Origin of the sequence: Pantoea pleuroti, assembly GCF_014156615.1 — a bacterium.
Lineage (GTDB): Bacteria > Pseudomonadota > Gammaproteobacteria > Enterobacterales > Enterobacteriaceae > Pantoea > Pantoea agglomerans.
Map to the genome: position 1 here is coordinate 21075 of NZ_SBFD01000004.1, position 26848 is coordinate 47922.

Annotated in this window: 20 protein-coding genes; 7 read left to right on the forward strand and 13 right to left on the reverse strand. The window is 54.3% G+C overall.

All coding sequences use genetic code 11. From position 1 onward, the window contains the following. Positions 1–61: 61 nt before the first annotated feature. The 4 genes from iolG to EPG66_RS10900 form a co-directional block, all read right to left on the reverse strand. Positions 62–1072, reverse strand: a complete 1011-nt coding sequence (gene iolG, locus EPG66_RS10885) for a bifunctional inositol 2-dehydrogenase/D-chiro-inositol 1-dehydrogenase (RefSeq protein ID WP_039389031.1) — start codon at positions 1070–1072, stop codon at positions 62–64. 9 nt (positions 1073–1081) lie between these two features. Further along, entirely contained in the window at positions 1082–1909 is an 828-nt protein-coding gene (locus EPG66_RS10890; RefSeq protein WP_281369285.1) for a TIM barrel protein, read from the reverse strand. 98 nt (positions 1910–2007) lie between these two features. Next, complete coding sequence (locus EPG66_RS10895) at positions 2008–3456, reverse strand: sugar porter family MFS transporter (protein WP_182686785.1); 1449 nt, start codon at positions 3454–3456, stop codon at positions 2008–2010. 321 nt (positions 3457–3777) lie between these two features. After that, a complete protein-coding gene (locus tag EPG66_RS10900) occupies positions 3778–4680 on the reverse strand; it encodes a LysR family transcriptional regulator (RefSeq protein ID WP_031592423.1) in 903 nt (300 codons plus the stop codon). A gap of 100 nt (positions 4681–4780) precedes the next feature. Between EPG66_RS10900 and EPG66_RS10905 the strand changes: the two genes are divergently transcribed. Further along, positions 4781–5848: an SDR family oxidoreductase gene (locus EPG66_RS10905; protein ID WP_022624759.1), complete on the forward strand. Its 1068-nt coding sequence runs from the start codon at positions 4781–4783 to the stop codon at positions 5846–5848. An 88-nt stretch (positions 5849–5936) separates the two neighbouring features. Continuing rightward, positions 5937–6593: an SDR family oxidoreductase gene (locus EPG66_RS10910; RefSeq protein WP_031592422.1), complete on the forward strand. Its 657-nt coding sequence runs from the start codon at positions 5937–5939 to the stop codon at positions 6591–6593. Between the two features lie 404 nt (positions 6594–6997). Here EPG66_RS10910 and fumA read toward each other — a convergent pair whose 3' ends face one another. Beyond that, positions 6998–8644, reverse strand: a complete 1647-nt coding sequence (gene fumA, locus EPG66_RS10915) for a class I fumarate hydratase FumA (RefSeq protein ID WP_033780190.1) — start codon at positions 8642–8644, stop codon at positions 6998–7000. A 156-nt stretch (positions 8645–8800) separates the two neighbouring features. After that, complete coding sequence (locus tag EPG66_RS10920; protein ID WP_031592420.1) at positions 8801–10309, reverse strand: anion permease; 1509 nt, start codon at positions 10307–10309, stop codon at positions 8801–8803. Between the two features lie 589 nt (positions 10310–10898). Here EPG66_RS10920 and EPG66_RS10925 point away from each other — a divergent pair. Both EPG66_RS10925 and EPG66_RS10930 read left to right on the forward strand, forming a co-directional pair. Next, positions 10899–13679, forward strand: coding sequence for a flavocytochrome c (locus EPG66_RS10925; RefSeq protein ID WP_031592419.1), 2781 nt, complete (start codon positions 10899–10901; stop codon positions 13677–13679). 61 nt (positions 13680–13740) lie between these two features. After that, positions 13741–14703 (forward strand): FAD:protein FMN transferase, encoded by a 963-nt coding sequence (locus EPG66_RS10930; protein ID WP_182686787.1) that lies wholly within the window; start codon positions 13741–13743, stop codon positions 14701–14703. On the opposite strand, the gene dcuR is transcribed toward EPG66_RS10930, so the two are convergent. Further along, positions 14697–15416 carry a two-component system response regulator DcuR gene (gene dcuR / locus EPG66_RS10935; RefSeq protein ID WP_009093030.1) on the reverse strand — a complete coding sequence of 240 codons (720 nt, stop codon included), beginning with the start codon at positions 15414–15416 and terminating at the stop codon, positions 14697–14699. The two genes, EPG66_RS10930 and dcuR, sit on opposite strands and share 7 nt — an antisense overlap. Continuing rightward, positions 15413–17047, reverse strand: a complete 1635-nt coding sequence (locus EPG66_RS10940) for a sensor histidine kinase (RefSeq protein ID WP_072044072.1) — start codon at positions 17045–17047, stop codon at positions 15413–15415. The genes dcuR and EPG66_RS10940 overlap by 4 nt, the downstream gene beginning before the upstream one ends. A gap of 306 nt (positions 17048–17353) precedes the next feature. Between EPG66_RS10940 and mqo the strand changes: the two genes are divergently transcribed. After that, entirely contained in the window at positions 17354–19003 is a 1650-nt protein-coding gene (gene mqo / locus EPG66_RS10945) for a malate dehydrogenase (quinone) (RefSeq protein ID WP_039389048.1), read from the forward strand. 74 nt (positions 19004–19077) lie between these two features. Here the strand turns inward: mqo and EPG66_RS10950 are convergent, their stop codons facing one another. Further along, a complete protein-coding gene (locus EPG66_RS10950; RefSeq protein WP_033761066.1) occupies positions 19078–19389 on the reverse strand; it encodes a VF530 family protein in 312 nt (103 codons plus the stop codon). Between the two features lie 207 nt (positions 19390–19596). Here EPG66_RS10950 and EPG66_RS10955 point away from each other — a divergent pair, with 207 nt between their 5' ends. After that, positions 19597–20943, forward strand: coding sequence for an MFS transporter (locus EPG66_RS10955; RefSeq protein ID WP_182686789.1), 1347 nt, complete (start codon positions 19597–19599; stop codon positions 20941–20943). 253 nt (positions 20944–21196) lie between these two features. Here EPG66_RS10955 and EPG66_RS23160 read toward each other — a convergent pair whose 3' ends face one another. Further along, complete coding sequence (locus tag EPG66_RS23160; RefSeq protein ID WP_255473667.1) at positions 21197–21331, reverse strand: hypothetical protein; 135 nt, start codon at positions 21329–21331, stop codon at positions 21197–21199. 387 nt (positions 21332–21718) lie between these two features. Next, on the reverse strand, positions 21719–22723 hold the full coding sequence (locus EPG66_RS10960) for an NAD(P)H-dependent flavin oxidoreductase (RefSeq protein WP_182686791.1): 1005 nt from the start codon (positions 22721–22723) through the stop codon (positions 21719–21721). Positions 22724–22892: 169 nt separating this feature from the next. On the opposite strand from EPG66_RS10960, the gene EPG66_RS10965 reads away from it, so the two are divergent. Further along, on the forward strand, positions 22893–23768 hold the full coding sequence (locus tag EPG66_RS10965) for a LysR family transcriptional regulator (RefSeq protein WP_182686793.1): 876 nt from the start codon (positions 22893–22895) through the stop codon (positions 23766–23768). A gap of 153 nt (positions 23769–23921) precedes the next feature. Here EPG66_RS10965 and EPG66_RS10970 read toward each other — a convergent pair whose 3' ends face one another. Both EPG66_RS10970 and EPG66_RS10975 read right to left on the reverse strand, forming a co-directional pair. After that, on the reverse strand, positions 23922–25388 hold the full coding sequence (locus EPG66_RS10970; RefSeq protein WP_033760344.1) for a pyridoxal phosphate-dependent decarboxylase family protein: 1467 nt from the start codon (positions 25386–25388) through the stop codon (positions 23922–23924). A 14-nt stretch (positions 25389–25402) separates the two neighbouring features. After that, positions 25403–26788 (reverse strand): diaminobutyrate--2-oxoglutarate transaminase, encoded by a 1386-nt coding sequence (locus EPG66_RS10975; RefSeq protein WP_182686795.1) that lies wholly within the window; start codon positions 26786–26788, stop codon positions 25403–25405. Positions 26789–26848: the final 60 nt, after the last annotated feature.

A 26848-nucleotide genomic window follows, 5' to 3' on the forward strand; every position in this document is an offset into this window, starting at 1 on the left:
GTTGAATAAAGGTGAAACGGAGGGGGAAATGCACGGCGGAACCCGCCGTGCAGTGTTGCTATCAGCGATAAAACGCCGGTCTTGCAGGCATGGTGACCGGCACAATCTCACCGGAAGTCTGGGCCGCGACGCAGGCATCAGCGGCCACCGCGGCGGCGTAGCCATCCCAGGCTGAAGGACCGGTCATCTCGCCGCTGATGACGTTGTTGATAAATGCCTGTAACTCCACGTCATACGCATCGATAAAGCGCTTTTTCCAGTCAGTCAAAATGGTGGTGGAGAGCTTAGCCGCGCTGCGTAGCTGCACAGAGACCGGTTCCGGCAGGCGGGCAATGCCGCTTTCACCCACCACTTCACACTGAATGTCGTAACCATATTCACAGTTCACGAAGATTTCGACATCAATGCGCGCCCCTTTGGTGGTCTCAAGCAGCACGATTTGCGGATCGCGCAGATGTGACGACGCCTTACGGGTTTTACGCGGGAAGATCACCTGCACGCTGGCATAGTCATCATCCAGCAGCCAGCGCAGCACATCGAGTTCGTGGATCAGTGTGTCGGTGATCGCCATGTCGGTGGTGTAGCTGTCGCCCACTTCCGGGTTGCGGTGTGCGCAGTGCAGCATCAAAGGCTCGCCAATTTCGCCGCTGTCGATCACCGCTTTTAGTGCGCGATAGCCGCTGTCATAAGGGCGCATAAATCCGACCTGCACCAGCTGACGTCCGGCCTTAATTTCTGCTTCCACAATGTTCATGCAGCCCTGTGCGGTGACCGCCAGCGGTTTTTCGCAGAACACCGCTTTACCCGCCTCAATACAGGCCAGCACAAAGGCTTCATGCGTCGGGCCCCAGGAGGTAACCAGCACCGCATTGACCTGCGGATCGTTAATCAGATCAATCGCATTGTCATAAATGCGCGCTTCCGGCGTCAGCTCGTTGACGATTTGCTGGCAGTTGTCACGGTTGATATCGTTAAGCGCCACCACGCGCGCATTCTGTAACACGGTGCTGCAACGGCGGATGTGTTCGCGACCGATTGCGCCGGTGCCGATGACGCCAATATTAATAGTCATGATAATTCCTTAAGCTGTGTGGTTTAACAGCTGGATGCTGTCGCGAATTTCGCGGGCAATGTCCGCTTCCTGCCAGCTGTTCATCACTGAGGAGAACGGCTCAAAGGCGTAAAGGCCGGTGTAACCCATCTTCTCCAGTCGCTCGACCTGCTGCTTGCTGCGCAACCGGTCGTCCGCGCTGAGCATGATGCGTTCTTCGTCGGTAAGCTGATTAACCGGGCGCGGGTCGGTGACGCCGGAGAGGTGAACCAGACCGATCTGCTGAATATCGATCTCCTGTTCGAAAGTCTGTTCCGCATCTTCAAACAGATGATGATGGAAGGTATCGATCAGCAATCTGAACGGCACTCCCGCTTCATGGATCAGCGTCTGAGCCTGAGTCGCCGAACGCAGCGAGCTTTGCGGGAAGCCCAGCGGTTCCACCAGCCCCTGAATACCTGCCTCAGCGAACAGCGGGGCCAGGGTTTTCAGCGCGCTTACAGTGTCGGCAGCGCTGATCGGCGTACCGTCATTAAGCGGGCAGAGCACCAGCGATTCAGCGCCGACCGCCTGCGCATCACTTAACAGCTGGTGGGTGCGTTGCAGCACCTCTTCATTCAGCTGATTAAAGGGATAGAGCGCATTGATGGTCACAATCCGGATGCCTGACTCACGCGCCAGGGCTTTTACCTCATCGCCAGTGAGATCGTCGGTGACGCGGCCACTGGGCATATCATTACGCAGTTCGACATTATGGATACCGAGCTGGCTGACCAGTTTAAAAAACTGCGGAAGGGTGAGGCTGGGCGCAATTTTACGGTTGATGCAAAAGCGCGCGTTGGGAATATTCAGGCTCATAACAATTTCCTTGAATGTAGGGGTACAGTGTTAATAGCAATCGGGTAGTCAGCGTAATGACGCGGGCCGTGAGTTATTTAATACGGATGTTTCAGGCACTATTTTTTGCCGTTGCCGTTATAAAGCGCATAGAAATAGTGCTCGACCTGCTCAAGACTTCTTCCCCGGGTCTCGGGAATAAACTTCACAACAAAAACAGAACCGCCGATGCCGATAGCCGCGAATATAAAGAAGGCTCCGGCCAGACCAAATGCAGCTAATAACAGCGGGAAGGCCATGGAGATGGTGAAATTGGCGATCCACAGTGAGAAGACAGCGCCACCCATACAGATGCCACGCATCCGGGCGGGGAATATTTCTGACAGCAGCAGCCAGGTAACGGGTGACAATGCGCCCTGCTGGAAGCAGAGAAACATCAGCATGCCCGCCAGCACCAGATAAGCCCGCAGCAGGTTGACCGTGCCGTTGAGGTATTCCGGCATCAGCCAGCAGACCAGCCCGATAAAGAACAGGCAGCAGGTGCAGCCCATCTGTCCGATTAACACCAGCGGACGACGTCCTACTTTGCCGATTAACCAGATACCCGCCAGCGTCATCACCACTGAAATCACACCATTGGCGATGGTCGCGAACAGCGCGGCATCGTTGCTCAGTCCGGCTGCGGTCAGCATGGTGGGGGCGTAATACATAATGGTATTCACCCCGGTCAGTTGCTGAATAGCGGCAATACCCACGCCCAGCAGGAAGATTTTCATCAGCCAGGGTGTGGCGAGATCGCGCAGGCGGCCTTTGCCCCGCTGACGGTTCTCTTCGATGGTTTCCTCAATCTCTTCCAGTTCCCACTCGACATCGTCGGCGGCACGGGTTTTTTCCAGTACCTCACGCGCTGCCTGACTGCGACCTTTCATCACGTGCCAGCGCGGGGTTTCAGGCATAAAAATCATACCGATCCAGAGCAGAACAGCGGGGACAATCGACAGCGCCAGCATCCAGCGCCAGGTATTTTCGCCGCCCCAGATATCGTTAAAGGTGGCGTTGGAGATGTACGCCAGCAGCTGACCGCTGACGATCATCAGCTCCTGCAGGGTGACCAGCTGGCCACGTTTGTTGGCGGGGGCGATTTCTGCGATGTAGACCGGCACGGTCGCGGCAGCACCCCCCACGGCAAAGCCCAGAAACAGGCGAGAAGCGATCATCCAGGTGACATCTGGCGCCAGGGCCGAGCCGACAGCGCCAAAAGCGAAGATAAGCGCCAGCGCAATGATAATGCGTCGTCTGCCGAGGCCATCCGCCAGATGACCGGCTGCCAGCGCGCCGAAGGCTGCGCCAAACAGCAGGGAACTGGTGACCAGTCCGGTGGTAAATGGGGTGAGATGCAGATCGCCGCGCATAAACAGCAACGCGCCCGAGACCACACCGGTGTCATAACCAAACAGCAATCCACCCAGGGTGGCGACCAGCGCAATAATCTTCACAAAAGGCTCGGTGCGGGTGGTGCTATTTGGACCGGATGCCGGGTTCGACGAGATATAAAGTTCTTTTTCCATGAATACTCCTGGTAATAACGGCAAAGACAAAACGTCAGAACATGAAGAAGACATCACCCTACTGATATTTTTATTTCGGGTTAAATTATATTTGAAACTTAGTTTTCATTATGTGAGCTCAACCCTTCCGCCATTTTTATTTTGATGGGATTCCATCAGAGCAAAAATAAAAACATTAAATTTAAGCGGGTTATAGGGAAGATTGATAAGTTACCGGCGGTTCAGGCAGGGCAGAACAGGGGGAGAACAGCGGCTGGAAAGAGTAAATGATCGCGGTCAGGATGAAACATCCCAACCGCGATAAACAGATAGCAGGGTGGGTTAGCGGATTTCCAGTGCGGTGAGCGCCGATAACAGTGCATCGACCTTAGGCAGGAACTGTTTACGGCGTGGCCACACCACACTCAGCGTCAGCCCGTCGGGCTGCAGCTGCGGCAAAATTATCTCCAGGTCGCCCTGTTTCACGGCATGCTGAATCAGCCACGAGGGCATTTGTGCCACACCCAGCCCGGCGATGACAGCCTGCAGCTGGGCATCAACGTCGCCCAGTGCCAGCCGGTACGGCACCTCGCGCCAGTGCGGCTGACCATCTTCGGTGGTGAACAGCCAGGGTTTGCTGCTGCCATCTACACGCTCATAGAGGATGGCGCGGTGGTTCAGCAGCGCCGCCTCATCTTCAGGTCGTCCCTCGCGTGCCAGATAAGCGGGTGAGGCACAGAATTGCATCTGCTCGCGGCCCATATTACGCCAGCCCAGCGAAGCAGGCAGGTCGGGCGCGCCGCCGATCCGTACCGCCACATCCACGCCCTCTTCAAACAGGTCAACAAAGCGGTCAGAAAAACTCAGGCTCAGTGCCAGTTCCGGGTGTTGCTGACAAAAGGGCATCAGCAGCGGCATCACATTGAGGCGGCCATAGGTGGTGGGTACCGCCAGGCGCAGGCGACCGGAAGGAATGGTTCGCTGTGCCGCCAGCACCGCTTCGGCTTCGGCCAGATCCTCCAGAATGCGCAGGCAGGTCTGGTAATAGGCGCTGCCCGCGTCGGTGAGGTGCAGGCTCCGCGTGGTGCGCTCCAGCAGTCGCGAGCCTAATCGCGTCTCCAGGCGGCTGACGCTTTTACTGATCGCCGATCCGGTCACGTGCAGACGCTCCGCAGCGGCGGTAAAACTGCCACACTCTACGCTGGCAACAAACGGCAGAATATCTTTGAGGCGATGATCGTGCATCGATTAATGAACTCAGGTTGAGAATGCTGTGAATAAATGCCAGAGATAAGAACTGAATTCTCTATTAGGCTTAGCATTACGCAAAATGAGGAGAAATCAAATGAAAAAGCACGCTTTGATTGTGGGTATCAGTGGCGTTATTGGTCGCGCACTGGCAGATAAATTACAGCAGGAAGGCTGGCAGGTCAGCGGTCTGTCACGCGGACGTGGCGCGGTACCTGAAGGTGTTACCAGCCTGACGGCCGATCTGACCGATGCAGATGCCGTCCGTGACGCGCTGAAGACAGTGAAACCGGATGCGCTTTTCTTTAGCGTCTGGGCGCGTCAGGAAAATGAAAAAGAGAATATCCGCGTTAACGGCGGCATGGTGCGGAATGTGATTGAAGCACTCGGCGACCGTTTACAGGGTTCGCATGTGGCGCTGGTTACCGGACTGAAGCACTACCTGGGTCCGTTTGAAGCATACGGTAAAGGCGCTGTACCGGTCACGCCGTTCCGTGAAGAGCAGGGCCGTCAGCCGGTCGATAATTTCTATTACGCGCAGGAAGATGAAGTGTTTGCTGGCGCAGAGAAGTATGACTACCGCTGGAGCGTGCATCGCCCGCATACCATCATCGGTTATGCCGTGGGCAATGCGATGAATATGGGTCAGACGCTGGCGGTCTACGCGACGCTGTGTAAAGAGAAGGGCTGGCCGTTTATCTTCCCTGGCTCACCCGAGCAGTGGAACGGTGTGGCTGACATGACCGATGCCGGTCTGCTGGCTGAGCAGCTGCACTGGGCGGCGACCTCACCCAATGCCGCTAATCAGGATTTCAATGCGGTAAACGGCGATGTGTTCCGCTGGAACTGGATGTGGCCAAAACTGGCTGACTATTTCGGCATTGAAGCAGCGGAATACCCGGCGCAGATGATGCCGCTGGAAGATCGCATGCAGGAAGCCGCCAGTGCGTGGCAGGCGATTGCAGAGCAGCATCAGTTGCGTGAATCGGATGTGACCAGGCTGGCTTCCTGGTGGCATACCGATGCCGATCTGGGACGTCCGATGGAAGCCTTTACCGATATGAGTAAGAGCCGCAAAGCGGGCTTCACCGGCTATCGCAGCACGCTCGACTCCTTTACTCAGCTGTTTGATAAGCTGAAAGCGGAAAAAGTGATCCCGCAATAACCCAGCAGGCGCCGCATCAGGCGCCTGTTTTGTTTCTGGCTGCTAGCTATACTCTGGCACTCAATCAGTAAATAGAGGATTGGATCCTATGGCGACATGTTTCATTATCGGCGCAGCGGGCAAAGTGGGCCAAAAGCTGACCCGTCAGCTGAGCAGTAAAGGCCATACAGTGACGGCGCTGCACCGCAAACCGGAACAGGCAGAGACGCTGCAGGCCGCAGGTGCTAAACCGGTGGCTGGCGATATTCAGCAGCTGAGCGTGACGGCACTGGCAGATATGATGACCGGTCATGATGTGGCTGTCTTCACGGCGGGTGCGGGCGGTGCCGGGATCGAGCTGACCAATGCCATCGACGGAGAAGGACTGAAGCTCGCGGTAGCCGCAGCAGAGCAGGCGGGGGTATCACGCTTTATGCTGGTTTCCGCTTTCCCTGATGCGGGTCGCGGTAAAACACCCTCAGAGGGATTTGAGAATTACATGAGGGTGAAACGTCTGGCGGATGCGGAACTGGTGGCGAGTAAGCTGGAGTGGGTAATCCTGCGACCGGGTACGCTGACCGATGAAGCCGGTACGGGTCGGGTTCATGCCGATCTGGCGATTCCGTATGGTGAGATCCCGCGCGAAGATGTGGCGGCGACACTGGTAGGTCTGATTGAAAATCCGGCGATTAAATATCAGATCATTGAACTCACCAAAGGTGATGTGCAGATTGATGTGGCGTTGCAGAGGTTGCAGCGGGGCTAAAAAAAACCGTTCGGGGTTTTAATCTATAGTGAAAGTCGGGCTCGTATCGCTTCAGGATTGAGCCGTACTCAGGGAACACGGTCAGATCGGAAAGACGCAAAAGCCGTCATCCATGACACGCTCGGCCCGCGCGATTACGCACCTCATCCCTGAGGTGCGCCCGTTCCGGGCCAACGCGTTGCGTTGTTCAAAAACGCTCCCGGCGTTTTTGTCCCTGGCGCGGGACGCTTTCCTCCTCTGACCGTGTTCCCTGTGCGTTAAGCTTATGAGTTGCTGCCGGATTAACTCCGCTTTGGTTTATGAACGTGTTTACGACTCAGGCACAGTCTGGCAACGAAACGACCCCCGATTTTTCCAAGAAAAAAGCCCCGAATCCGGGACTTTTTGCATTCTTAACGCAGGTTTTACTTAACGCATTTCGCGCAGTGCGCGCGCTCAATGTGCTGGAAGAAGTCGTTACCTTTGTCATCGACCAGGATAAAGGCAGGGAAGTTCTCCACCTCGATTTTCCAGATCGCTTCCATTCCCAGCTCGGGATACTCCACGCATTCCAGACTTTTAATGCTCTGCTGCGCCAGCACCGCTGCCGGTCCACCAATGCTGCCGAGATAGAAGCCGCCATGTTTATGACAGGCATCCGTCACCTGCTGGCTGCGATTGCCCTTCGCCAGCATGATCTTGCTTCCGCCGTGCGCCTGCAGCAGATCCACGTAGGAATCCATACGACCGGCAGTGGTCGGGCCGAGTGAACCAGAAGCATAACCTTCAGGCGTCTTCGCCGGGCCAGCGTAATAGACCGGATGATCTTTGATGTACTGCGGTAATCCTTCGCCGTTATCGATGCGCTCTTTGAGTTTTGCATGTGCAATATCGCGCGCCACGATAATGGTGCCGGTCAGTGACAGGCGGGTTGAAACCGGATAAGAGGACAGTTGCGCCAGAATCTCTTCCATTGGGCGGTTGAGATCAACCTGCAACGCTTCACCTTCGCCCTGCTGACGCAGCGCTTCCGGGATCAGGCGGCCTGGGTTGGCTTCCAGTTTCTCAATCCAGATACCTTCACGGTTAATCTTCGCTTTGATGTTACGGTCGGCCGAGCAGGAGACGCCCATGCCGATCGGGCAGGAGGCGCCGTGACGCGGCAGACGCACCACGCGGATATCGTGTGCAAAATATTTGCCGCCAAACTGCGCACCCAGACCGAGCTGCTGCGCCGCTTCCAGCAGTTCCTGCTCCAGCTGAACGTCGCGGAACGCCTGACCGTGCTCGTTGCCTTCAGTGGGCAGCCCGTCGTAATAGTGAGTTGAGGCGAGCTTCACGGTTTTCAGAGTGCTTTCAGCCGAGGTGCCGCCGATGACAAACGCAATATGGTAGGGCGGACAGGCCGCGGTGCCGAGGGTACGCATCTTATCCACCAGGTAATTTTTCAGCTTGCCCGGACTCAGCAGCGCTTTGGTTTCCTGATAGAGATAGGTTTTATTGGCGGAACCGCCACCTTTGGCGATACAGAGGAACTTGTACTCATCGCCATCCACGCTGTAGAGGTCGATCTGCGCTGGCAGGTTAGTGCCGGTATTCACCTCTTTATACATATCCAGGGCGGCATTCTGCGAATAACGCAGGTTATCTTCGATATAGGTGTTGTAGATACCCTGTGACAGCGCAGCTTCATCACCGCCGCCGGTCCAGACGCGCTGGCCCTTTTTGCCCATGATGATCGCGGTGCCGGTATCCTGACAGGTTGGCAGCACGCCTTTGGCGGCAATTTCAGAGTTTCTTAAAAACTGCAGGGCGACATATTTATCATTGTCGCTGGCTTCCGGGTCATCAAGGATGGAGGCGACCTGCTGCTGGTGGGCCGGGCGCAGCATAAAAGAGGCGTCGTGGAACGCCTGCTGGCTCAGTAACGTCAGCGCCTGCGGATCGACTTTAAGGATCTCCTGACCCTCAAACTCGGAGACGGAGACATGCTCACGACTCAGCAGATAGTATTCGGTATCTTCGTGGGACAGCGGGAAAGGGTTCTGATAGACAAAAGGCTTGTTCGACATTTTTTCTCACTTAATGACCGGCTGAACCTCCGCGGACAGGCTGCGGGGCGCAACATCATAGGCGAATTAATTGTTTATTATGCTTCCCCACCGCGGGTGCGGTGGGGAAGTGCAGGAATGGTATCTTATAACGCGTTGATCTGCATGTTGTATCCGTCAGAACAACCACACCATCCACGGATAGGCAATCAGCATCATTGAGCCTAAGAAGATGGCACCGAAGATGGTTCCCAGACGCCAGTAGTCTTTGGTAGGCAGATAACCGCTGCCGTAGTAAATCGGGCTTGGACCAGTACCGTATGGTGTGATGATGCCCATCACACCCAGAGAGGTACATAACATCAGGCAGAAGACCGGCATATTGATGCCCGGAATGGAGGCTGCAATGGTCAGCATGGCCGGTAACAGCGCGGTGGTGTGTGCGGTGGTACTGGCAAACAGGTAGTGCAGCAGGAAGAAGGCGATTAACAGCACCACGGCCGAAACCTGCGGGTCATAACCCTGCAGCAGCATGCCACCCTCTTTACCTAACCAGGTAATAAAGCCGACACGGGCCAGACCGTCGGCCAGTGCCACCAGGGTGGCGAACCAGGCAAAGGTGTTCCAGGCCGGTTTATTACTGGTGATGTCATTCCAGGTCAGTACGCCGGTCCACAACATCAGTACTACCACCAGCAGCGCAGCCATGGCAGGTTCGATCCACGAGGTGGCGAAAATCCACATCAGCAGGGCGCAGACCACAAACACCAGCAGCAGGATTTCATTGCGGGTCAGTCTGCCCAGTTTTTCCAGTTCAGCGATGGCCCATTTCGGCACTTCATCATTGATTTTAACTTCAGGTGGGTAGAACCAGTAAGCCAGCAGCGGCATGGTCAGAATCAGCAGCACACCCAGCGGCAGGAAGGCCAGGAACCACATGCCCCATGAGATATCAAAACCGACGATGCTTTTTACCAGTGCCAGTGCCAGCAGGTTGGGTGCCAGCGCAGAGAGGAACATGGAGCTGGTAATACAGGCCGCGGTAATCGCTACCCACATCAGATAGGAACCGATTTTACGGGCACTCGGGTCATTAGGTTTAGAGCCGTAAAGCGGCGGCAGGTTGGCGATAATCGGGTAGATGGTACCGCCACTGCGCGCAGTGTTTGACGGCGTAAAGGGCGCCAGAAGCAGGTCAGCAAACGTAATGGCATAACCCAGCGTCAGACTGCGGCGACCCAGATACTTCACCAGAATCAGGGCCAGGCGGCGACCAAACTGCGTTTTGTCATAACCTGCGGCGAACATAAAAGCACCGAAGATCAGCCAGACCGTGGAGTTGCCGAACCCGCTGACTGCCCATTTGAACGACTCACTGGCGACTTTGAATTTCGGGTTAGCCAGTTCAGCCGGGCTGAAGAGCAGAAACTGGCTGAACAGCGCGATGACTACCACGCCGGTCAGGCCGATCACTGCGCCTGGCAGGGGTTCAAAAATCAACCCGACAATCACGCCGACGAAGATGGCGAAGAAGTGCCAGGCGTAGGGTTCGAGTCCGGCTGGTGTGGGCACCAGCAACAGCAACACGGCAACGAGCACCGGCAGAGCAAGCATGATAGCTTTCTTTTTACCCGGCGCCGCAGGTGCGGCTTTTGGGGGTTCAGTTACAGCTGAGAGTGGTTTCATAGTATTTTATCTGCAAGTTAAGAAGAATGCGATTTGCGCCCCGGACCTTCACTGATGACTTTCTTTCTTATTCTTAATAGTGTGAATAAACCGCGATGCACTGATTTTTTTAATCTGCTGCTTAGCTATTGAGCTGCATTTTTAAATCCATGTAAATATGATGCGATTTTTGCAAATATAGATTTTGATCCAGATCAAAGAAATTAATTCATTATTCTCCATTTTTAACATTTATTTTTTATTTATATTTACGGCATCGACATTTTGACGGTTCTGTGAAGCTGGTCGACAAATCACCAGCTCATGAAAACTGGACGCCTTGATTTAACCGCATGATGATAAACGATTTATTTTTTATGTAAATGAATAGTTGATTTTTGGTTACCCATGGTTAACAATTAATATAACTGCACTTCCTGCATCCGGCAAATAAAAACTCTAAATCATTTAAAAGTTAAAAAAGTAAATTTATCGCTTATGAAAGCAAAGAAAAGGGTATATTAGTCTCATGACATCGGACCACTTAATTAAGCGATAATTTGCGTCCGCTAAAAAATTTCCAGACTTTTAAATCTTGGAGTTTATCGCAATGAAATCTCTCACCCCCATCCTTAATCCACTGACCCTGCCTAACGGCGCTGTATTGAAAAACCGACTGGTAATGGCACCGATGACCACCTGTACCGGTTTTTATGACGGTACGGTCACCAGTGAGCTGGTCGAGTACTATCGCGCACGTGCAGGCAGCATCGGAACCGTGATCGTTGAATGCTGCTTTATTGACAACCGTGGCCCGGCATTTCCGGGTGCCATTGCTATCGACAGCGACAACAAAATTCCTGGTCTGAAACGCATAGCGGACGCGATTAAATCTGAAGGCTCTACGGCCATTTTGCAGATCTATCACGGCGGCCGTATGGTCGAACCGGAGCTGATTGGCGGCAAAACGCCGGTTGCGCCAAGCGCCATCGCGGCACCGCGTGAAGGGGCAACCAAACCCCTGGCGCTGAGCGCTGAAGAAGTCGAAACCATGATCACCAAATTTGGTGATGCGGTGAACCGCGCTATCAAGGCCGGTTTCGATGGCGTCGAAATTCATGGTGCTAACACCTACCTGATTCAGCAGTTCTATTCGCCGAACTCTAACCAGCGCGATGACAAGTGGGGCGGCAGCCGCGATAACCGCGCACGCTTCCCGCTGGAAGTGCTGGAAATCACCCACAAGATGGCTGAGCGCTTCGCCCATAACTCTTTCATCATCGGCTATCGCTTCTCGCCGGAAGAGATCGAAGTGCCCGGCATTCGCTTTGACGACACGCTCTATCTGCTGGAAAAACTGGCGGCGCGCGGACTCGATTACGTCCATTTCTCGGTAGGTCAGCTGCTGCGTCCGTCAATTGTCGATACCCAGGACCCGACGCCGCTGATTGAGAAATTCGTCGCGATGCGTTCGCCTGTGCTGGCAAAAGTACCGGTGATTGGTGTTGGCGGCGTCGTCAATAAAGCCGATGCCGAGCTGGCGCTGGAGAAAGGCTACGATCTGGTAGCCATTGGTAAAGCCTGTATCGCTTACCCGAACTGGGCTGACCGCATCATTAATAACGAACACCTCGATCTCTACATCGACAGCAACAAACGCGAAGAGCTGCAGATCCCGGAACCGCTGTGGCGCTTCTCACTGGTCGATGCGATGATCCGCGACATGAGTGAATCGGGCCGTAAATACAAAGCGGGCGTCTATCAGGAAAAAGTCGAAGCCGAAGCGCTGAAACTGAAAATCAACGTCACGCTGGATACTGACCGTATCACCGACATCTCGCTGGTGCCGGATGACACCCTGGATGTGGACTTCACCACCACCTTTGAAAGCCTGCGTAGCCGCATCCTGGTGGCCAACAGCCCGCACGTCGATGCGATTACCGGTGCGACTACCCAGAGTGAGGCGCTGAAAAAAGCGGTTTCACGCGCGCTGACCACCTCCAGCAAAGAGCATGTGATTGAAGAGGGCGGCAACCCTAACGCACCGCAGAATTACGATGTGGTGATTGTGGGCAGCGGCGGTGCCGGCCTTGCGGCGGCGATTCAGGCGCACGATGAAGGGGCGCGCGTGGTCATCATCGAGAAGATGCCGACCATCGGCGGTAACACCATTAAAGCCTCAGTGGGCATGAACGCCGCTGAAACCCGTTTCCAGAAACTCAAAGGCATCGAAGACAGCAAAGAGCTGTTCTACGAGGAGACGCTGAAAGGCGGTCAGTTTAAAAATAATCCGGTGCTGCTGCGTGAGTTTGTAGAACTGGCTCCGGAGGCGATTGAGTGGCTGGCGAATCACGGCATTGAGCTTAACGACATCACCATTACCGGCGGAATGAGCATCGATCGTACCCACCGTCCGGCGGATCGTTCAGCGGTGGGGGGCTTCCTGATCAGCGGTCTGGTTAAAAACATCAACAGCCGCAACATCGAAGTCCTGCTGGAAACCTCAGTCTCAGAAATCCTCTATGAGAACGGCGCGGTAGCGGGTGTGAGAGTGGTCGATGAGTACAACGACAGCCGTATCCTGAACGCGAAAAGCGTGATTGTGGCGACTGGCGGATTCAGTGCTAACCGTGAACTGGTAGTGAAATATCGCCCTGAACTCGATGGCTTTGTCACCACCAACCACAAAGGCGCCACCGGCAGCGGTATTGCCATGCTGGAAAAAATTGGTGCCGGAACCGTGGATATGGGCGAAATCCAGATTCACCCAACGGTTGAACAGACCACCTCTTATCTGGTCTCCGAATCCATTCGTGGCGGCGGTGCTATCCTGGTCAGTCAGGCGGGAGAGCGCTTCTACAACGAAATGGAAACCCGCGACAAAGTCTCGGCGCAGATTATCGCCTTGCCAGAGAAGAGTGCCTGGATTGTGTTTGACGAGCAGGTGCGGATGAATAACAAAGCGGCTGACGAATACATCGCCAAAGGCTTTGTGGTCAGCGCGCCAACCGTGGCGGAACTGGCGGTGAAACTCAACATGAGCGAGCATCATACGCTGGAAGCCACGCTGGCCCGTTACAACAACTTCGTTATCATGCAGAAAGATGAAGACTTCGGTCGCCAGACCGCGCTGCGTCATCCTCTGAGTGAAGCGCCGTTCTACGCGATTCGTGTTGCTCCGGGCGTACACCACACCATGGGCGGCGTCACCATCGACACCACCACCGCGGTGCTGGACAGCCAGAAACAGGTGATTAACGGCGCATGGGCTTGTGGCGAGGTCGTTGGTGGCATCCACGGCGCGAACCGTATCGGCGGTAACGCAGTCGCCGATATCATTATCTTCGGCATTCTGGCTGGTGGTAACGCCGCCGCTTACGCCCGACGTTAAGGGTCGTTTCCGGCATCCGCTCTGCGGATGCCGCTCTTTTCTCTCTAAAGCAGAGTCGCCTATGTTAACTGATGCGCGTGTCTATGCTTACTCCGCTGTCTTAATGGGTTCACCCATCCTGCTCAAACTCTTCGACGATAATCAGACCCTGGCCGGACAGGTCTTCCGCCTGATTAAACAGCAGGAGAATCTCTTCACGGTTAACCGCACGTCGTCGGAAGTGATGGCGATTAATCACGCGGCAGGGCAGCATCCGGTGGTCGTCAGTCAGCCGGTGTTTGACCTGATCGCCTGTGCGCATGCGGTGAGCCTGCTGCCCGACAGCCTGTTTAATCTGGCTATCGGCCCGCTGGTGAAGTGCTGGAAAATCGGCTTTCAGGGCCACCGTGTTCCATCAGAGACAGAACTTCAGGCGCGCATGGCGCTGACGAATCCGCATGACGTTATTCTTGATAACGCAAGCCGCAGTGTCATGCTGGCGCGACCTGGGATGGAGATTGACCTGGGCGCCATCGCCAAGGGCTATATCGCAGATGTTGTGCAGGCATTCTTGCGCCAGCAGCAGGTCAGCAGTGCGCTGATTAATCTGGGCGGAAATGTGCAGACGGTGGGTGCGCCGCCAGAAGAGACTGGCTGGGCAATCGGCCTGAAAAAACCTTTTGGTGAGGCCGATGAGCTGATCGGGGTGATCGGCGTGAATAATCGCTCGGTGGTGACATCCGGTATCTATGAGCGTTATTTCGAGCTGGATGGCGTCTGTTATCACCACATCCTCGACCCGCGGAGCGGTTATCCGCTGGATAACGACCTGATGAGCGTCACTGTGATCTCCGACCGGTCACTGGATGGCGACATCTACACCACACTGCTTTACGGCCTCGGCGTTGAACAGGGCATTGCCTGCCTGGCAGAGCAACCGGGCATTGAAGCGATATTTGTGACCCGTGACAGGCAGGTGATCTGCTCGTCACAACGTCACTTTTCTTTTCAGTTACTGGACACCGATTACCGGCTGGTTCACTGACAATATTGTTTGAGTAAGGTGTGATACTCCGGCTGCAGGCGGTAGCGATAAACCGGACGGCCCGTAACCCCATAATGAATACTGGTGAACAGAATATTAATCTGCGCCAGCCAGATCAGGTACTTGCGGCAGGAGACGCGGGAGATATTCACCTCGGTTGCCAGTTCGTCGGTGGAGAACTCGGTACCCGGATGGGCGTCGATCCACAGACACAGGGTGCGCAGCGTCTGCGGCGTTAATCCTTTCGGCAGTCGCTTCTGCTCGCTGGCCCCCGGCGGATTGCCATGCAACAGCTGATCAACGTCCGACTGCTGATAGAACTGATGATTATCCATCAGCGATTTTTTCTGTCGCCAGCCAGTCAGCGCCTCTTCAAAGCGGGCAAACTGGAAAGGCTTGATCAGATAATCCACCACACCATAGTTGAGTGAGGTTTTGATGGTGGCGGCATCTGCTGCTGACGAGATAATGATCACGTCAACCGGACGTCCTGCGCTGCGCAGTTCCGGCAACAGGTCGAGACCGTTCTCCTGCTGCATATAGATATCCAGCAGGATCAGATCAACCTGAGGTTCGGCCTGCGCCAGCCGCTCTTTGGCCTGCTGTAAGGTTGAGGCGGTGCCGCAGCAGGTAAAGCCTGGGATCTGCCCGATATAACAGCGATTCAGCTCGGCTACCATGGCGTCATCATCGACAACTAACACATTGATCATTGGGTAATCATTCCTCTCTCCCACGGAAGTTGTACTAAGAATTGGGTGAATACACCCGGTTCCGACTCGACACTGACACTGCCGCCCAGGCTTTCGGTCTGCTGCTTAACCAGAAACAATCCGACACCGCGATCTTCGCCTTTTGACGAGACGCCACGCTCAAAAATGGCGCTGAGCTGCGTAGCGTCGATCCCGGGTCCGTCATCACTCACTTCACAGGCTAACCAGCCATTCTGATAATGCAGCATGAGGTGGATCTCTCCTTCGGTTTCCGGGTCCAGCGCCTCAAGCGCATTTTCAATTAAATTGCCCAGCACCGTAATCAATACCGCGCTCTGCTCCTCGCTGCCGCAGTCGGGCAGAAAACTCGCCTCATCGATAATCAGCTGATGGCCTTCATCGGTCACCCGGTTGATTTTGCTGAGCAGGAAACCCGCAATGATGGGCGATTTGATCTTTTGCAGCAGCGAACCAATCTCCGTCTGATAGGCGTTGGCGGTTTTCAGGATGTACTCTTCCATCTGCGCATAGTTTTTCATATGCAGCAGGCCCAGAATGACATGCAGTTTATTCATGAACTCATGGGACCGTTCACGTAACGCGTCTACATAGTTTACCATGCCGTCCAGACGCTGCATCAGCTGGCTGATCTCGGTCTTGTCCCTGAAGGTGGTCACCGCGCCGATAATGCGGTCACGACTGCGAACCGGCACGGTATTGCTAATCAGGATGCGATTACCCAGCGTCAGCTCCTGATCGTGCCAGGCTTTGCCCGCATGCAGCGCATCCTGCTGATGGCGGTGCATCACGCTCTCCTCAGCAATCAGATCGCCGCTTAATGGCATCTTGCGGGTGGTCTCATGAAGTAGCTGCTGCGCCGCGTGGTTAATCAGGCTGACGCGTGACTCATCATCTACCGCAATCACACCCTCCTTAATAGAATTGAGGATCGCCTGGCGCTGCTCAAACAGGCTGGAAATTTCGTGCGGCTCCAGCCCGAGCAATATGCTCTTCAGGCGCCTGACCAGAATAAGTATCCCCAGCAGGCCAACCAGGCCGCCAAATAAGACAGTCCAGACGATGTTCCAGCGGCTTTTGGCAATCTGCGCCGCTACATCATTCAGCGCGATGCCGATCGCCACCACACCAATCTGCTGATGCTCTGCGTTATAGACCGGGGTAAATACCCGCAGTGCCTCTACCAGTACGCCGTGATTTACCGCCACATTTTCCCGCCCGCTGAGGGCCGGATAGATATCGTTGCCGACAAAATGTTTGCCAATCACCGCCGCGTTTGGGTGTGAAAAGCGAATGCCACGCATATCCGTCACCACCACAAACAGCAGGCCGTTGCGTTTGCGCGCGGCTTCAGCCAGTGGCTGAATCTGGCTGCTGCCGTCCGGTAACAGTAACCCACGCTGGACTTCAGGGCTGTCTGCCAGAGTGCGTGCCACCGCCATCGCCTTATCTTTAAGATGCGACTGAGCAAAGTTATCGATCTGCACAAAATAGAGCAGATGGACAGCGAGCAGCACGGTGACGATAACCGCAGTCATCATCAGGGTGGTCAGGGTACTGAGTTTCATGGGTCGTTTAGTCACGGCATGTCGGTTCTGTGGTTGGCTTGTCATTGGCGTTCAGCACGGGTGGGAGATCGCCCGGAAACATACGCTAACTGACCGCATCAGTACAGTTTTAGCGGTCTGCGCGCGGGCAATCGCCGGAGAACAATATTTGTGTTAGGGGATTGTATAATTCAAAGGACACCCTTAATGTGTGGTTAAAATATGTGAGTAATTGAGTAAGCCTTTTGTAATTAAAATAAGGCTAAATTGCTATTTTTAATTTTATAACTATTTTCACATTAACTCACAAATAACATTATTTTAAACTTTAAGGACTTTTTTTAACCAGTACCGTCTGAGCTGTAGATTAAAATGATGAATTCAAAGAAAGTTATTCCCACTCTTTCCCTCGCGGCCTTGTTAGTTTCTTCAGCACTGCATGCTGAAACTTCACCAGAAAAAACCGACGTCCTGTTAATTGGTGGCGGCATCATGAGCGCCTCAATGGGCACCATGCTGGAAGAGCTGCAGCCTGGCTGGAAACAGATCATGGTTGAGAAGCTGGATGGTGTGGCACTGGAATCCTCTAACGGCTGGAACAACGCCGGTACCGGTCACTCTGCCAATATGGAGCTGAACTATACGCCAGAGCGTAAAGACGGCTCGATCGACGTGACGAAAGCGCTGGAAATCAACGAAGCCTTCATGGTTTCACGCCAGTTCTGGAGTTCGCAGGTCAAAGAGGGTGTGATGCACGATCCGCGCTCTTTCATCAACTCAACGCCACACATGAGCTTCGTCTGGGGCGACAACGTCGACTTCCTGACTAAACGCTATGCGGCGTTACAGAAAACCGCGCTGTTCCAGGGCATGAAGTTCTCTACCGATCACAAGCAGATCGAGCAGTGGGCACCGCTGGTGATGGAAGGTCGTGATCCCCAGCAGAAAGTGGCCGCAACCTGGACGCCAGTCGGCACCGACGTAAACTACGGCGAAATTACCCGTCAGCTCATCGGCAGTCTGAAGAAGAATGACAACTTCCGTCTGGAAACCTCGTCTGAAGTCACCGATTTCAAACGTAACGGTGATAACTCATGGCACGTCACCATTAAAGATGCCAAAAACGGCAATGAGCGTGCGGTTGACGCGAAATATGTCTTTATTGGTGCTGGCGGCGGCGCGCTGAAATTACTGCAGAAGACCGGCATCCCGGAAGCGGAAAACTATGCAGGCTTCCCGGTTGGCGGTTCATTCCTGGTAACCGAAAACAAGGCGATTGCCGCTCGTCACCTGGCGAAAGTCTACGGTCAGGCGTCTACCGGTGCACCACCGATGTCCGTTCCGCATCTGGATACCCGTTATCTGGATGGCAAACGCGTCGTGCTGTTTGGACCGTTCGCGACCTTCTCAACCAAGTTCCTGAAAAATGGTTCACTGTTTGACCTGCTGAGCACCACCACTACCCATAACATCGTACCGATGGCCGATGTGGGTATGGATAACTTCGACCTGGTGAAATACCTGGTTGGCCAGGTGATGCTGACAGAAGAAGATCGCTTCGAAGCGCTGAAAGAGTACTACCCGGACGCGAAGAAAGAGGACTGGAAACTGATTCAGGCTGGTCAGCGCGTACAGATCATCAAGAAAGATGCTGACAAAGGTGGCGTGCTGAAACTGGGTACAGAAATTGTGACCGATCAGCAGAAAACCGTGGCGGCACTGCTGGGTGCTTCTCCTGGTGCATCGACCGCTGCGCCTATCGCGTTAAGCGTGATGCAGAAACTGTTCCCGGAAGAGTTTAAGTCAGCGGAATGGCAGGCTAAGATCCACAAGATGATCCCAGGCTACGGTCAGAAACTGAATGACAACGTGCCGATGCTCCAGCAGGTATGGAATGACACCGCTGCGACTCTGCAGCTGACCACACCGCCGGTTATCAACATGGATGGCAAAGCAGCCGAGGCGCCAGCAGCACAGCCTGAGCAGGCAGCGCCTTCAGCGAAGCACGACATGGCGCTGTAACAGCGACCTGACGTAAAAAAAAGCCCGCACAGGTTATCCTGCGCGAGCTTTTTTATTGCCGCGTTGTCTGTCCGTTACTCCGGCTGGTTACCGCGCCAGTTGCCCCAGGGATCTTCTGCGGGTGCTTGATCCGCCTCTTCAGACGGTGCTTCGCGGGAAGCCGGTTTCTCTTTTAACGAGGCGAGATAAAGCGCTTCGACTTCAGCCCGCGCCCAGGGCGTGCGCCGCAAAAACTTCAGGCTTGATTTAACACTCGGATCGCTTTTAAAGCAGTTAATGTTGATCCGTTTTCCCAGCTCCGCCCAGCCATACTGCGCGACTAAACTGTTTATCTGCATCTCCAGCGTTACGCCATGCAGAGGATCTTTTGAGGTTTGTGCGTTCATCATCTATCCGCCTGATTCATTCAATGCCGCACATCCTGACAATCGTAAAGCCGTTGTGCAAGGCGTGAAGGTGAAAAAGGGCGTGCCGTGGCGCGTTAAGCGCAGATTTCTGTGTCTGAGTTAACGTGACAGGCAGAAGAGTGCGCAGGCGTGCGGCGATTGTGCTAATCATAAGCGACTGATGATGCTCAAAAAGGATCTCCTGCCATGTCTGTGCCCGTCGATAATCTGCTCAGCTCCGCCAGCCGTAAACGTGCTCTGATTGCCGGTTCGGTAGGTAATTTCATTGAATGGTATGAGTTTGCGGTCTATGGCTTTCTTGCCACCGTGATAGCGCAGAACTTTTTCCGGCTGGAAGGGGAGTCAGCGCTGACCGGGCTTCTGCTGACCTATGCCTCATTCGCCATCGCCTTTTTCTTCCGTCCACTCGGTGCAATCATTTTCGGCCGGATGGGTGATCGCATCGGGCGCAAACCCACGCTGATATTTGTGTTGATCATGATGACGCTGGCGACGGCGGCTATTGGCCTGGTACCCACCTACGCCCAGCTGGGCATCCTGGCGCCAGTGATCGTGACCGGTCTGCGTATTCTGCAGGGCCTGTTCGCGGGGGGTGAGTATGGCGGGGCGGTATCGCTGATGACCGAGTTTGCACCGCGCGGTAAGCGGGGCCTTTACGGGGCGTGGCAATCTTTTACTGTGGCGCTGGGATTACTGGCTGGTGCGGGTATCGTGGCGCTGCTCTCACTGCTGCTGTCGCCGGAGCAGATGCTGAGCTGGGGCTGGCGCATCCCGTTCTTCATTGCTCTGCCGCTGGGTGTTATCGCGCTCTGGCTGCGGGTTCAGATGGAGGAGACCCCGGCGTTTATTCAGCAGCAGGCAAAACCCGTTGAAAAAGTTGACGCCAGCCTGGGCGATACGCTGAAAACAATCCTGCTCGGTATCTGCCGGCTGATGGTCTGGTCGGCGGCCGGTTACACCTGGCTGGTGATTATGCCGACGTACCTGCAGGCATCACTGCATACCGGCTTTAACCAGGCGTTGCTGATTGCGGTGATATCGAACCTGGGCTTTGCTGCCACCATCATCCCGGCCGGGATGCTCAGTGACAGGATTGGCCGCCGTGCGGTGATGGTGACAGCGGCGGTATTGCTGCTGGTGCTCTCTCTGCCGCTGCTTAACATACTTCAGGCAGAGAGCACCGGGCTGCTGCTGAAAGCGCTGGTGGTGTTTATCGCGGGCGGAGTGGTCGGGTTGCTGGCCGGACCGGGACCTGCGATGCTGGCAGAGATGTTCCCGACGCGGGTGCGTTATACCGGACTGGGTCTGGCCTATTCGCTTTCTAACGCGGTGTTTTCTGGCTGTGCCGGATTGATCATCACCGGGCTGATTAAAGAGACCGGTAATCCCGATATCCCCGCCTGGTATGTGATGGCGACTGCGCTGGTCAGTATTGTTGCGCTGATGACCCTGAACAAAGATGACCACCTGCGGCTGCTGGATGAGCCACCATCGCGCCAGGTTGGGGCAAGCGAGCTGAGCGGAAAATTATAATCTGTCAGGCTGCATTAGCGTCATGCAGCCTTTTTATTTACATCGCTGCCGGGAAGGGCAACAAACCAGCCTGCTTATCAGAAATGCAGTTGTAATCTCACCGGCGTAACGTGCCGCTCTGTTCAGGCCGATGTAACAGGGTTTTATCCCGTAAGCGATTCAGCCGGATCAAAGTTTCTGGTCTTCACGCGTCATCAACACCGTCAAAGGGTCTGAAGCCAAAGAGGATGCTGGAGAGAAGGATTCAGCGAAGTCATTCACCTTGCGATGATGGCAAAGTGAAAACCTGATCACGGCAATTAACTTTATGGGCATGGTTGTCGGCAATAATGATGACAGCAGCCATAATCATACCCAGAAGAATGATAACTATTTTACGCAGGAGCATAAGCGTTAATTCCTGTGGGATTAAACTATTCTTATCTGTAATATGTTATTCACTTTTATCAGTGACTTAACGTGAGCGTTGATTAATTATGGCTTAAGTAAGATTTTTATATATTGATCGCGATGCGGTTTTTCAGACTCTGCTGAAATAAAGGCGTCATGCAAATTCAGAAATAAACGAAATCTAAATGAGGGAATGAAATCTGTTAATTTATCTTGTGTCTGTTTGATTGAAAAGGGTTGAACCTGTCTGGCTTCAGGCTGCGAAGAGGAAAAGCTGAATAAAGGCCCACAGTTCAACACTGCGGGCAGTACGCTGGACCCGGTCCGGACTCATCCGACAACCGGATCCCGCTGGTGGCGGCATTCATCACTAACTTTAAACAGATTACAGACTGAGAACGGTTTCGTCAGATTTCTGTTTCTCCGGCTGAGTGATGAAATCCTGTGCCAGATCGGCGACGATGGATGCGACGGTTCGCACCGATTTGATCATCGAAATGCCGGTGCCTGTCGAAACAACACCTTTGTCAAAATTGCCCAGTCGCATCGCCTGCCATAAAGAGTGGTAGCCATTGATTGCAGTGAACAGCGTTTCACGGTCAGCGCCCTGCGCATCAAGTTCTGCCAGCCTGGGGCTGAGCGGCGTTGGCAATGTCCGGTAATAAGCGGGCAGGGTGCGGAAAAGTAGCAGATCTTCTGCGCTCGATGAAACAATCAGCTGCTTGACCTTCTCATCCGCCGGGTTCTCCTGCGCGGTTAAAAACAGACTGCCTATCCAGACGCCTTCTGCACCTAACGCCATGGCTGCACGCACGCCCCGCACATCCCCAATGCCGCCTGCCGCCAGCACCGGAATTTTCACACTGTCAGCGATCATGGGCACGATGCTGAACGTTCCAATAATCCGTGATGGCACGGTGCCGCCTTCATCAAACCCGGTGGCGACAACGATATCTGCACCAAGCTTTTCGGCCTGCTGTGAATTGGCTACGTCAGGCGTCAGCGCACGATAAAGGATTTTGATGCGATGTTGTTTCAGAAAATCGAATATTTCGGCATCGAGCAGCTCATTAACTAAAACGACCTCAACCTTCTCTTCAACAAACATTTCAGCTGTTGGTCGCCAGAAACTCATATCCGGCCCATTGATCAGGGTTGCCCCAAAAGGTTTATCGGTCAGCTGTTTCGTTTTTCTGATTTGCTCACGCATGCGTTCCAGCGCCATGAAACGAGAGTCCGGCAATGTATCCTGCCCGGCATTGGGTCCAATTATGCCTAATCCGCCTGCGTTTGATACTGCGGCAACAAACGTTGCATTGGTCAGAAAGTACATGGGTGCCTGAATGATGGGATAGCGAATATTCAGAATTTCTGTCACACGGTTATTCATAGCTTTTTCCTTATCCGGATACGGTGTAGCCAGACTTATTCGTTAGATATAAGAATTTTTTACTGGCCGTTTTATTTTTATTCTCTTAGCCAAAACAGGGAGTTTAATAGTTGAAAATAAGAAGTAAACGGTCAGAATTGGGTACATGTTTGCCAGATATGGAAAGATAATGGATCTCAACGCGACAAAACTCTTTATTGCAGTCGTTCAGGCAGGCAGCTTTTCAGCGGCAAGTGAGAGAACAGCTATCCCCATCTCTACGCTGGTGCGGAAAGTGAACGAGCTGGAGCAGGCACTGGGTGTGCAGTTACTGGAGCGATCAAAGAAAGGGGTCAGGCCGACCTACAAAGGACAACAGTTCTTTGAGCAATCGCGATCTGGCCTGGAATTGCTGGAAGAGGCCACCAAAACGGTCAGGTCTGCGCACAAACTGGCGGGCAAACTGCGAATATCGGTGCCGCCTGACTTCACCATCTGGTGGGAATTGCTGCATGCGTTTCAGCAACGCTATCCTGATATCAAAGTGTTTTGCCACTCAGGGGAAAGAGTGGTGGATCTGTTTGAAGATGGCATTGATGTGGCACTCAGGCTGGGCGAGTTGCATACCGAAGATGTGATTGCCAAACCGGTTATGAATGTCGAGGCATGGTTTGTTGCCACGCCTGAACTGGCTGAACGCTTTGGACATCCGCAGACGCTGGCGGCGCTGGCGACGTGTCCGATAGCCAGCTGGGAAGGGCTGAACAGTGGTTCCTTTGAGTGGGTATCCGGAGACGAGAAGGTAAAATTTGAGCCGTTTTTTTCCTCCAACAACACGCAGGGCCTGCGCCATTACGCACTGAGCGGTGCCGGAGTCTCGCTGTTGTTTGATTTTTTAGTGAAACCTGATGTGGAGAGCGGGAAGCTGGTGCGGTTGTTGCCTGATTATCCGACTCACTCGATGCCCTTACATCTGGTCTATGTCCGGCACAAACATCCTTCAGCCATCACACTCGCGTATCTGGAGTTTTGTGCCGAATGGGTGAGTCAATACAAGATTGGATAGGGGCTACACAAAAGGGGCAGAGGCGGAGGTGTCCGGCAAACCAGCTCACAGGCACTGTAGCCTCACCGATGAATGAACAGGGGTAAACACAGAAAAAGAAAAGGCGCCCTGAGGCGCCTCTGATAGTGACCTTAACGCCACTATTTCCAGTATTTACACCAGCTGCTGTGCCGTGGTTTCCACCAATGTCAGCAACACTTTGATATCTTCCAGCGTTACTGTCGGATTCAGCAGGGTCATCTTCAGGCAGGTCACGCCATCGAACTCGGTTACACCAACGTTGGCGCGGCCCGATTCCAGCAGGGCATCACCGATGCGCTGATTCAGCAGCGCAATATCCGCACTGCTAAAGTGCGCCAGATGCGCCGGACGATAGCGGAACAGCACGCTGGCCAGTTGCGGTTTCATCACCAGCTCCAGCGCAGGCTGCTCATCAACGTACTGTGCAACCTGCTGCGCCAGTGTCACACCGTGATCGATGATTTCGGCATACTGTTTCTGACCCAGCGCTTCCAGACCCATCCACAGTTTCAGTGCATCAAAACGGCGGGTGGTCTGAAGCGATTTGGACACCAGATTCGGTACGCCCTGCGCTTCATCGAACTCTGAGTTCAGATAGGCCGCCTGGTAGCGCATCAGCTCATAGTGGCGCGCTTCCTTCAGCAGGAAAGCACCACAGCTGATGGTCTGGAAGAACTGCTTGTGGAAGTCCAGAGTAATGGAATCGACCAGCTCAATGCCATCCAGATAGTCACGATACTTTTCTGAGAGCAGCAGCGCGCCGCCCCAGGCCGCATCGACATGCACCCAGATGTTCTCTTCGGCCGCCAGCGCCGCGATTTCACGCAGGGGATCGATCGCACCGGCATCGGTAGTACCCGCCGTGGCAACAATCGCCAGGATGTTTTCACCGTTGGCTTTGGAGGCTGCCAGCTTGTGGCGCAGGTCATCCATATCCATGCGGGCAAAGCGATCGCATTTAACCTGCGTTACGGATTGATAGCCCAGACCCAGCAGCGCCATGTTCTTCTGCACCGAGAAGTGCGCATTCTCTGAACAGAAGACTTTAATCTTCTTCAGATCGCCGGTTAAACCATCCTGCTGAACAGAATGACCCTGACGGGCAAACCAGGCGTCACGCGCCAGCATCAGACCCATCAGGTTGCTCTGGGTGCCGCCGCTGGTGAAGACGCCCGCGTCGCCGGACTGATAACCGACCTGGGTGCGCAGCCACTCGATCAGCTTCATCTCAATCAGGGTGGCTGAAGGTGCCTGGTCCCACGAATCCATGCTCTGGTTGGTGGCGTTAATCAGCACTTCCGCCGCCTGGCTGATAACCAGGCTCGGGCAGTGCAGATGCGCTACACACTGCGGGTGATGAACCGACAGGCTGTCTTTGAGGAAGTACTCAATGGCGCGTTCAATCGCGGCCTGGTTTCCCAGGCCCTGAGGATTGAAGTCCAGCTTAATGCGCTCGCGCAGCTCTGCGACGGTTTTTCCCTGATACATCTCAGGTTGTTCCAGCCACTTCACGACGGCCGCGCTACTCTGGGCAATTGCCTGCTGGTAGGCCTCGGTACTTTGTGCTGAGGCCGCCAGAATCGGGTTTAACCGGGACATTGCATTCACTCCACTCAAACTGGTTTCACGCCAGCTGACAGCAGGGCGTTTTCAAATTTATCCATAAACACGTCCAGTTCTGCATCTGTGATCAGCAGGGAAGGCAGCAGACGTAATACGCTGCCGTGACGTCCGCCACGCTCCAGAATCAGGCCGTTCTCAAAACATTTTTTCTGTACCAGCGCGGAGAGCTCGCCGTCTGCCGGGAAGCTGCCCATGTGATCAGCGGCTTCGTCAGGTTTCACCAGCTCAATGCCGATCATCAGACCCAGACCACGCACGTTGCCGATTACCGGGTAGCGCTGCTGCAGCTCGCCCAGTTTGCCTTTCAGCCATTCGCCCTGTGCAGCGACTTTGTCAGCGATGTTGTTATCTTTCAGCAGTTTCAGCGTAGTCAGGCCGGTCGCCATTGCGAGCTGGTTGCCACGGAAGGTGCCGGTGTGGTGGCCAGGAGACCAGGTGTCGAACTCTTTCTTAATGCCCAGTACAGCCAGTGGCAGACCGCCGCCGACCGCTTTTGACATCACGATGATGTCCGGCTCAATACCGGCGTGCTCAAAGGCGAAGAATTTACCGGTACGGGCAATGCCCGCCTGCACTTCGTCGATGATCAGCAGAATGCCATGCTCTTTGGTCACTTTACGGATGCGCTGCAGCCACTCAGCCGGAGCCGGGTTAACACCGCCTTCGCCCTGAACCGCTTCCAGAATGACGGCTGCCGGTTTGCGAACGCCGCTCTCAACGTCGTTGATCAGGTTTTCGAAGTAGTAGGTCAGCGCTTTCACGCCCGCTTCACCGCCAATGCCCAGCGGGCAGCGGTAGAGGTGCGGATAAGGCATGAACTGCACTTCCGGCATCAAGCCGTCGACCGCTTCTTTCGGTGACAGGTTGCCGGTAACAGACAGCGCGCCGTGGGTCATGCCGTGATACGCACCAGAGAAGCTGATGATGCCGGAACGACCAGTGTGTTTTTTCGCCAGTTTCAGCGCCGCTTCAACGGCATCCGCGCCCGACGGGCCGGTAAACTGCAGGCAGTACTCTTTGCCCTGGCCCGGTAATAACGAGAGCAGATACTCAGAGAACGCATCTTTTAACGGCGTGGTTAAATCAAGAGTATGTAACGGCAAGCCGCTGGTAATGACATTTTGAATGCTCTGCAGAACGTCTGGATGGTTATGACCCAATGCCAGCGTTCCGGCACCTGCAAGACAGTCGAGATACTGATTATTCTCGACGTCTGTGATCCAGACACCCTGTGCTTTCGCAATCGCGAACGGCAATTTACGAGGATAACTTCGAACGTTTGATTCAAATTCAGCCTGACGGGCTAAATAGGTTTCATTGGTTGCGTTTAAGTTCTGTGCATTCAAACTATCAATACGGACTTTATCCGTCATCATATCTCTCCTACAACCGGGACGGGCGTAGCGTCGCAGTTGAATAAATGTATTTAAATGGGG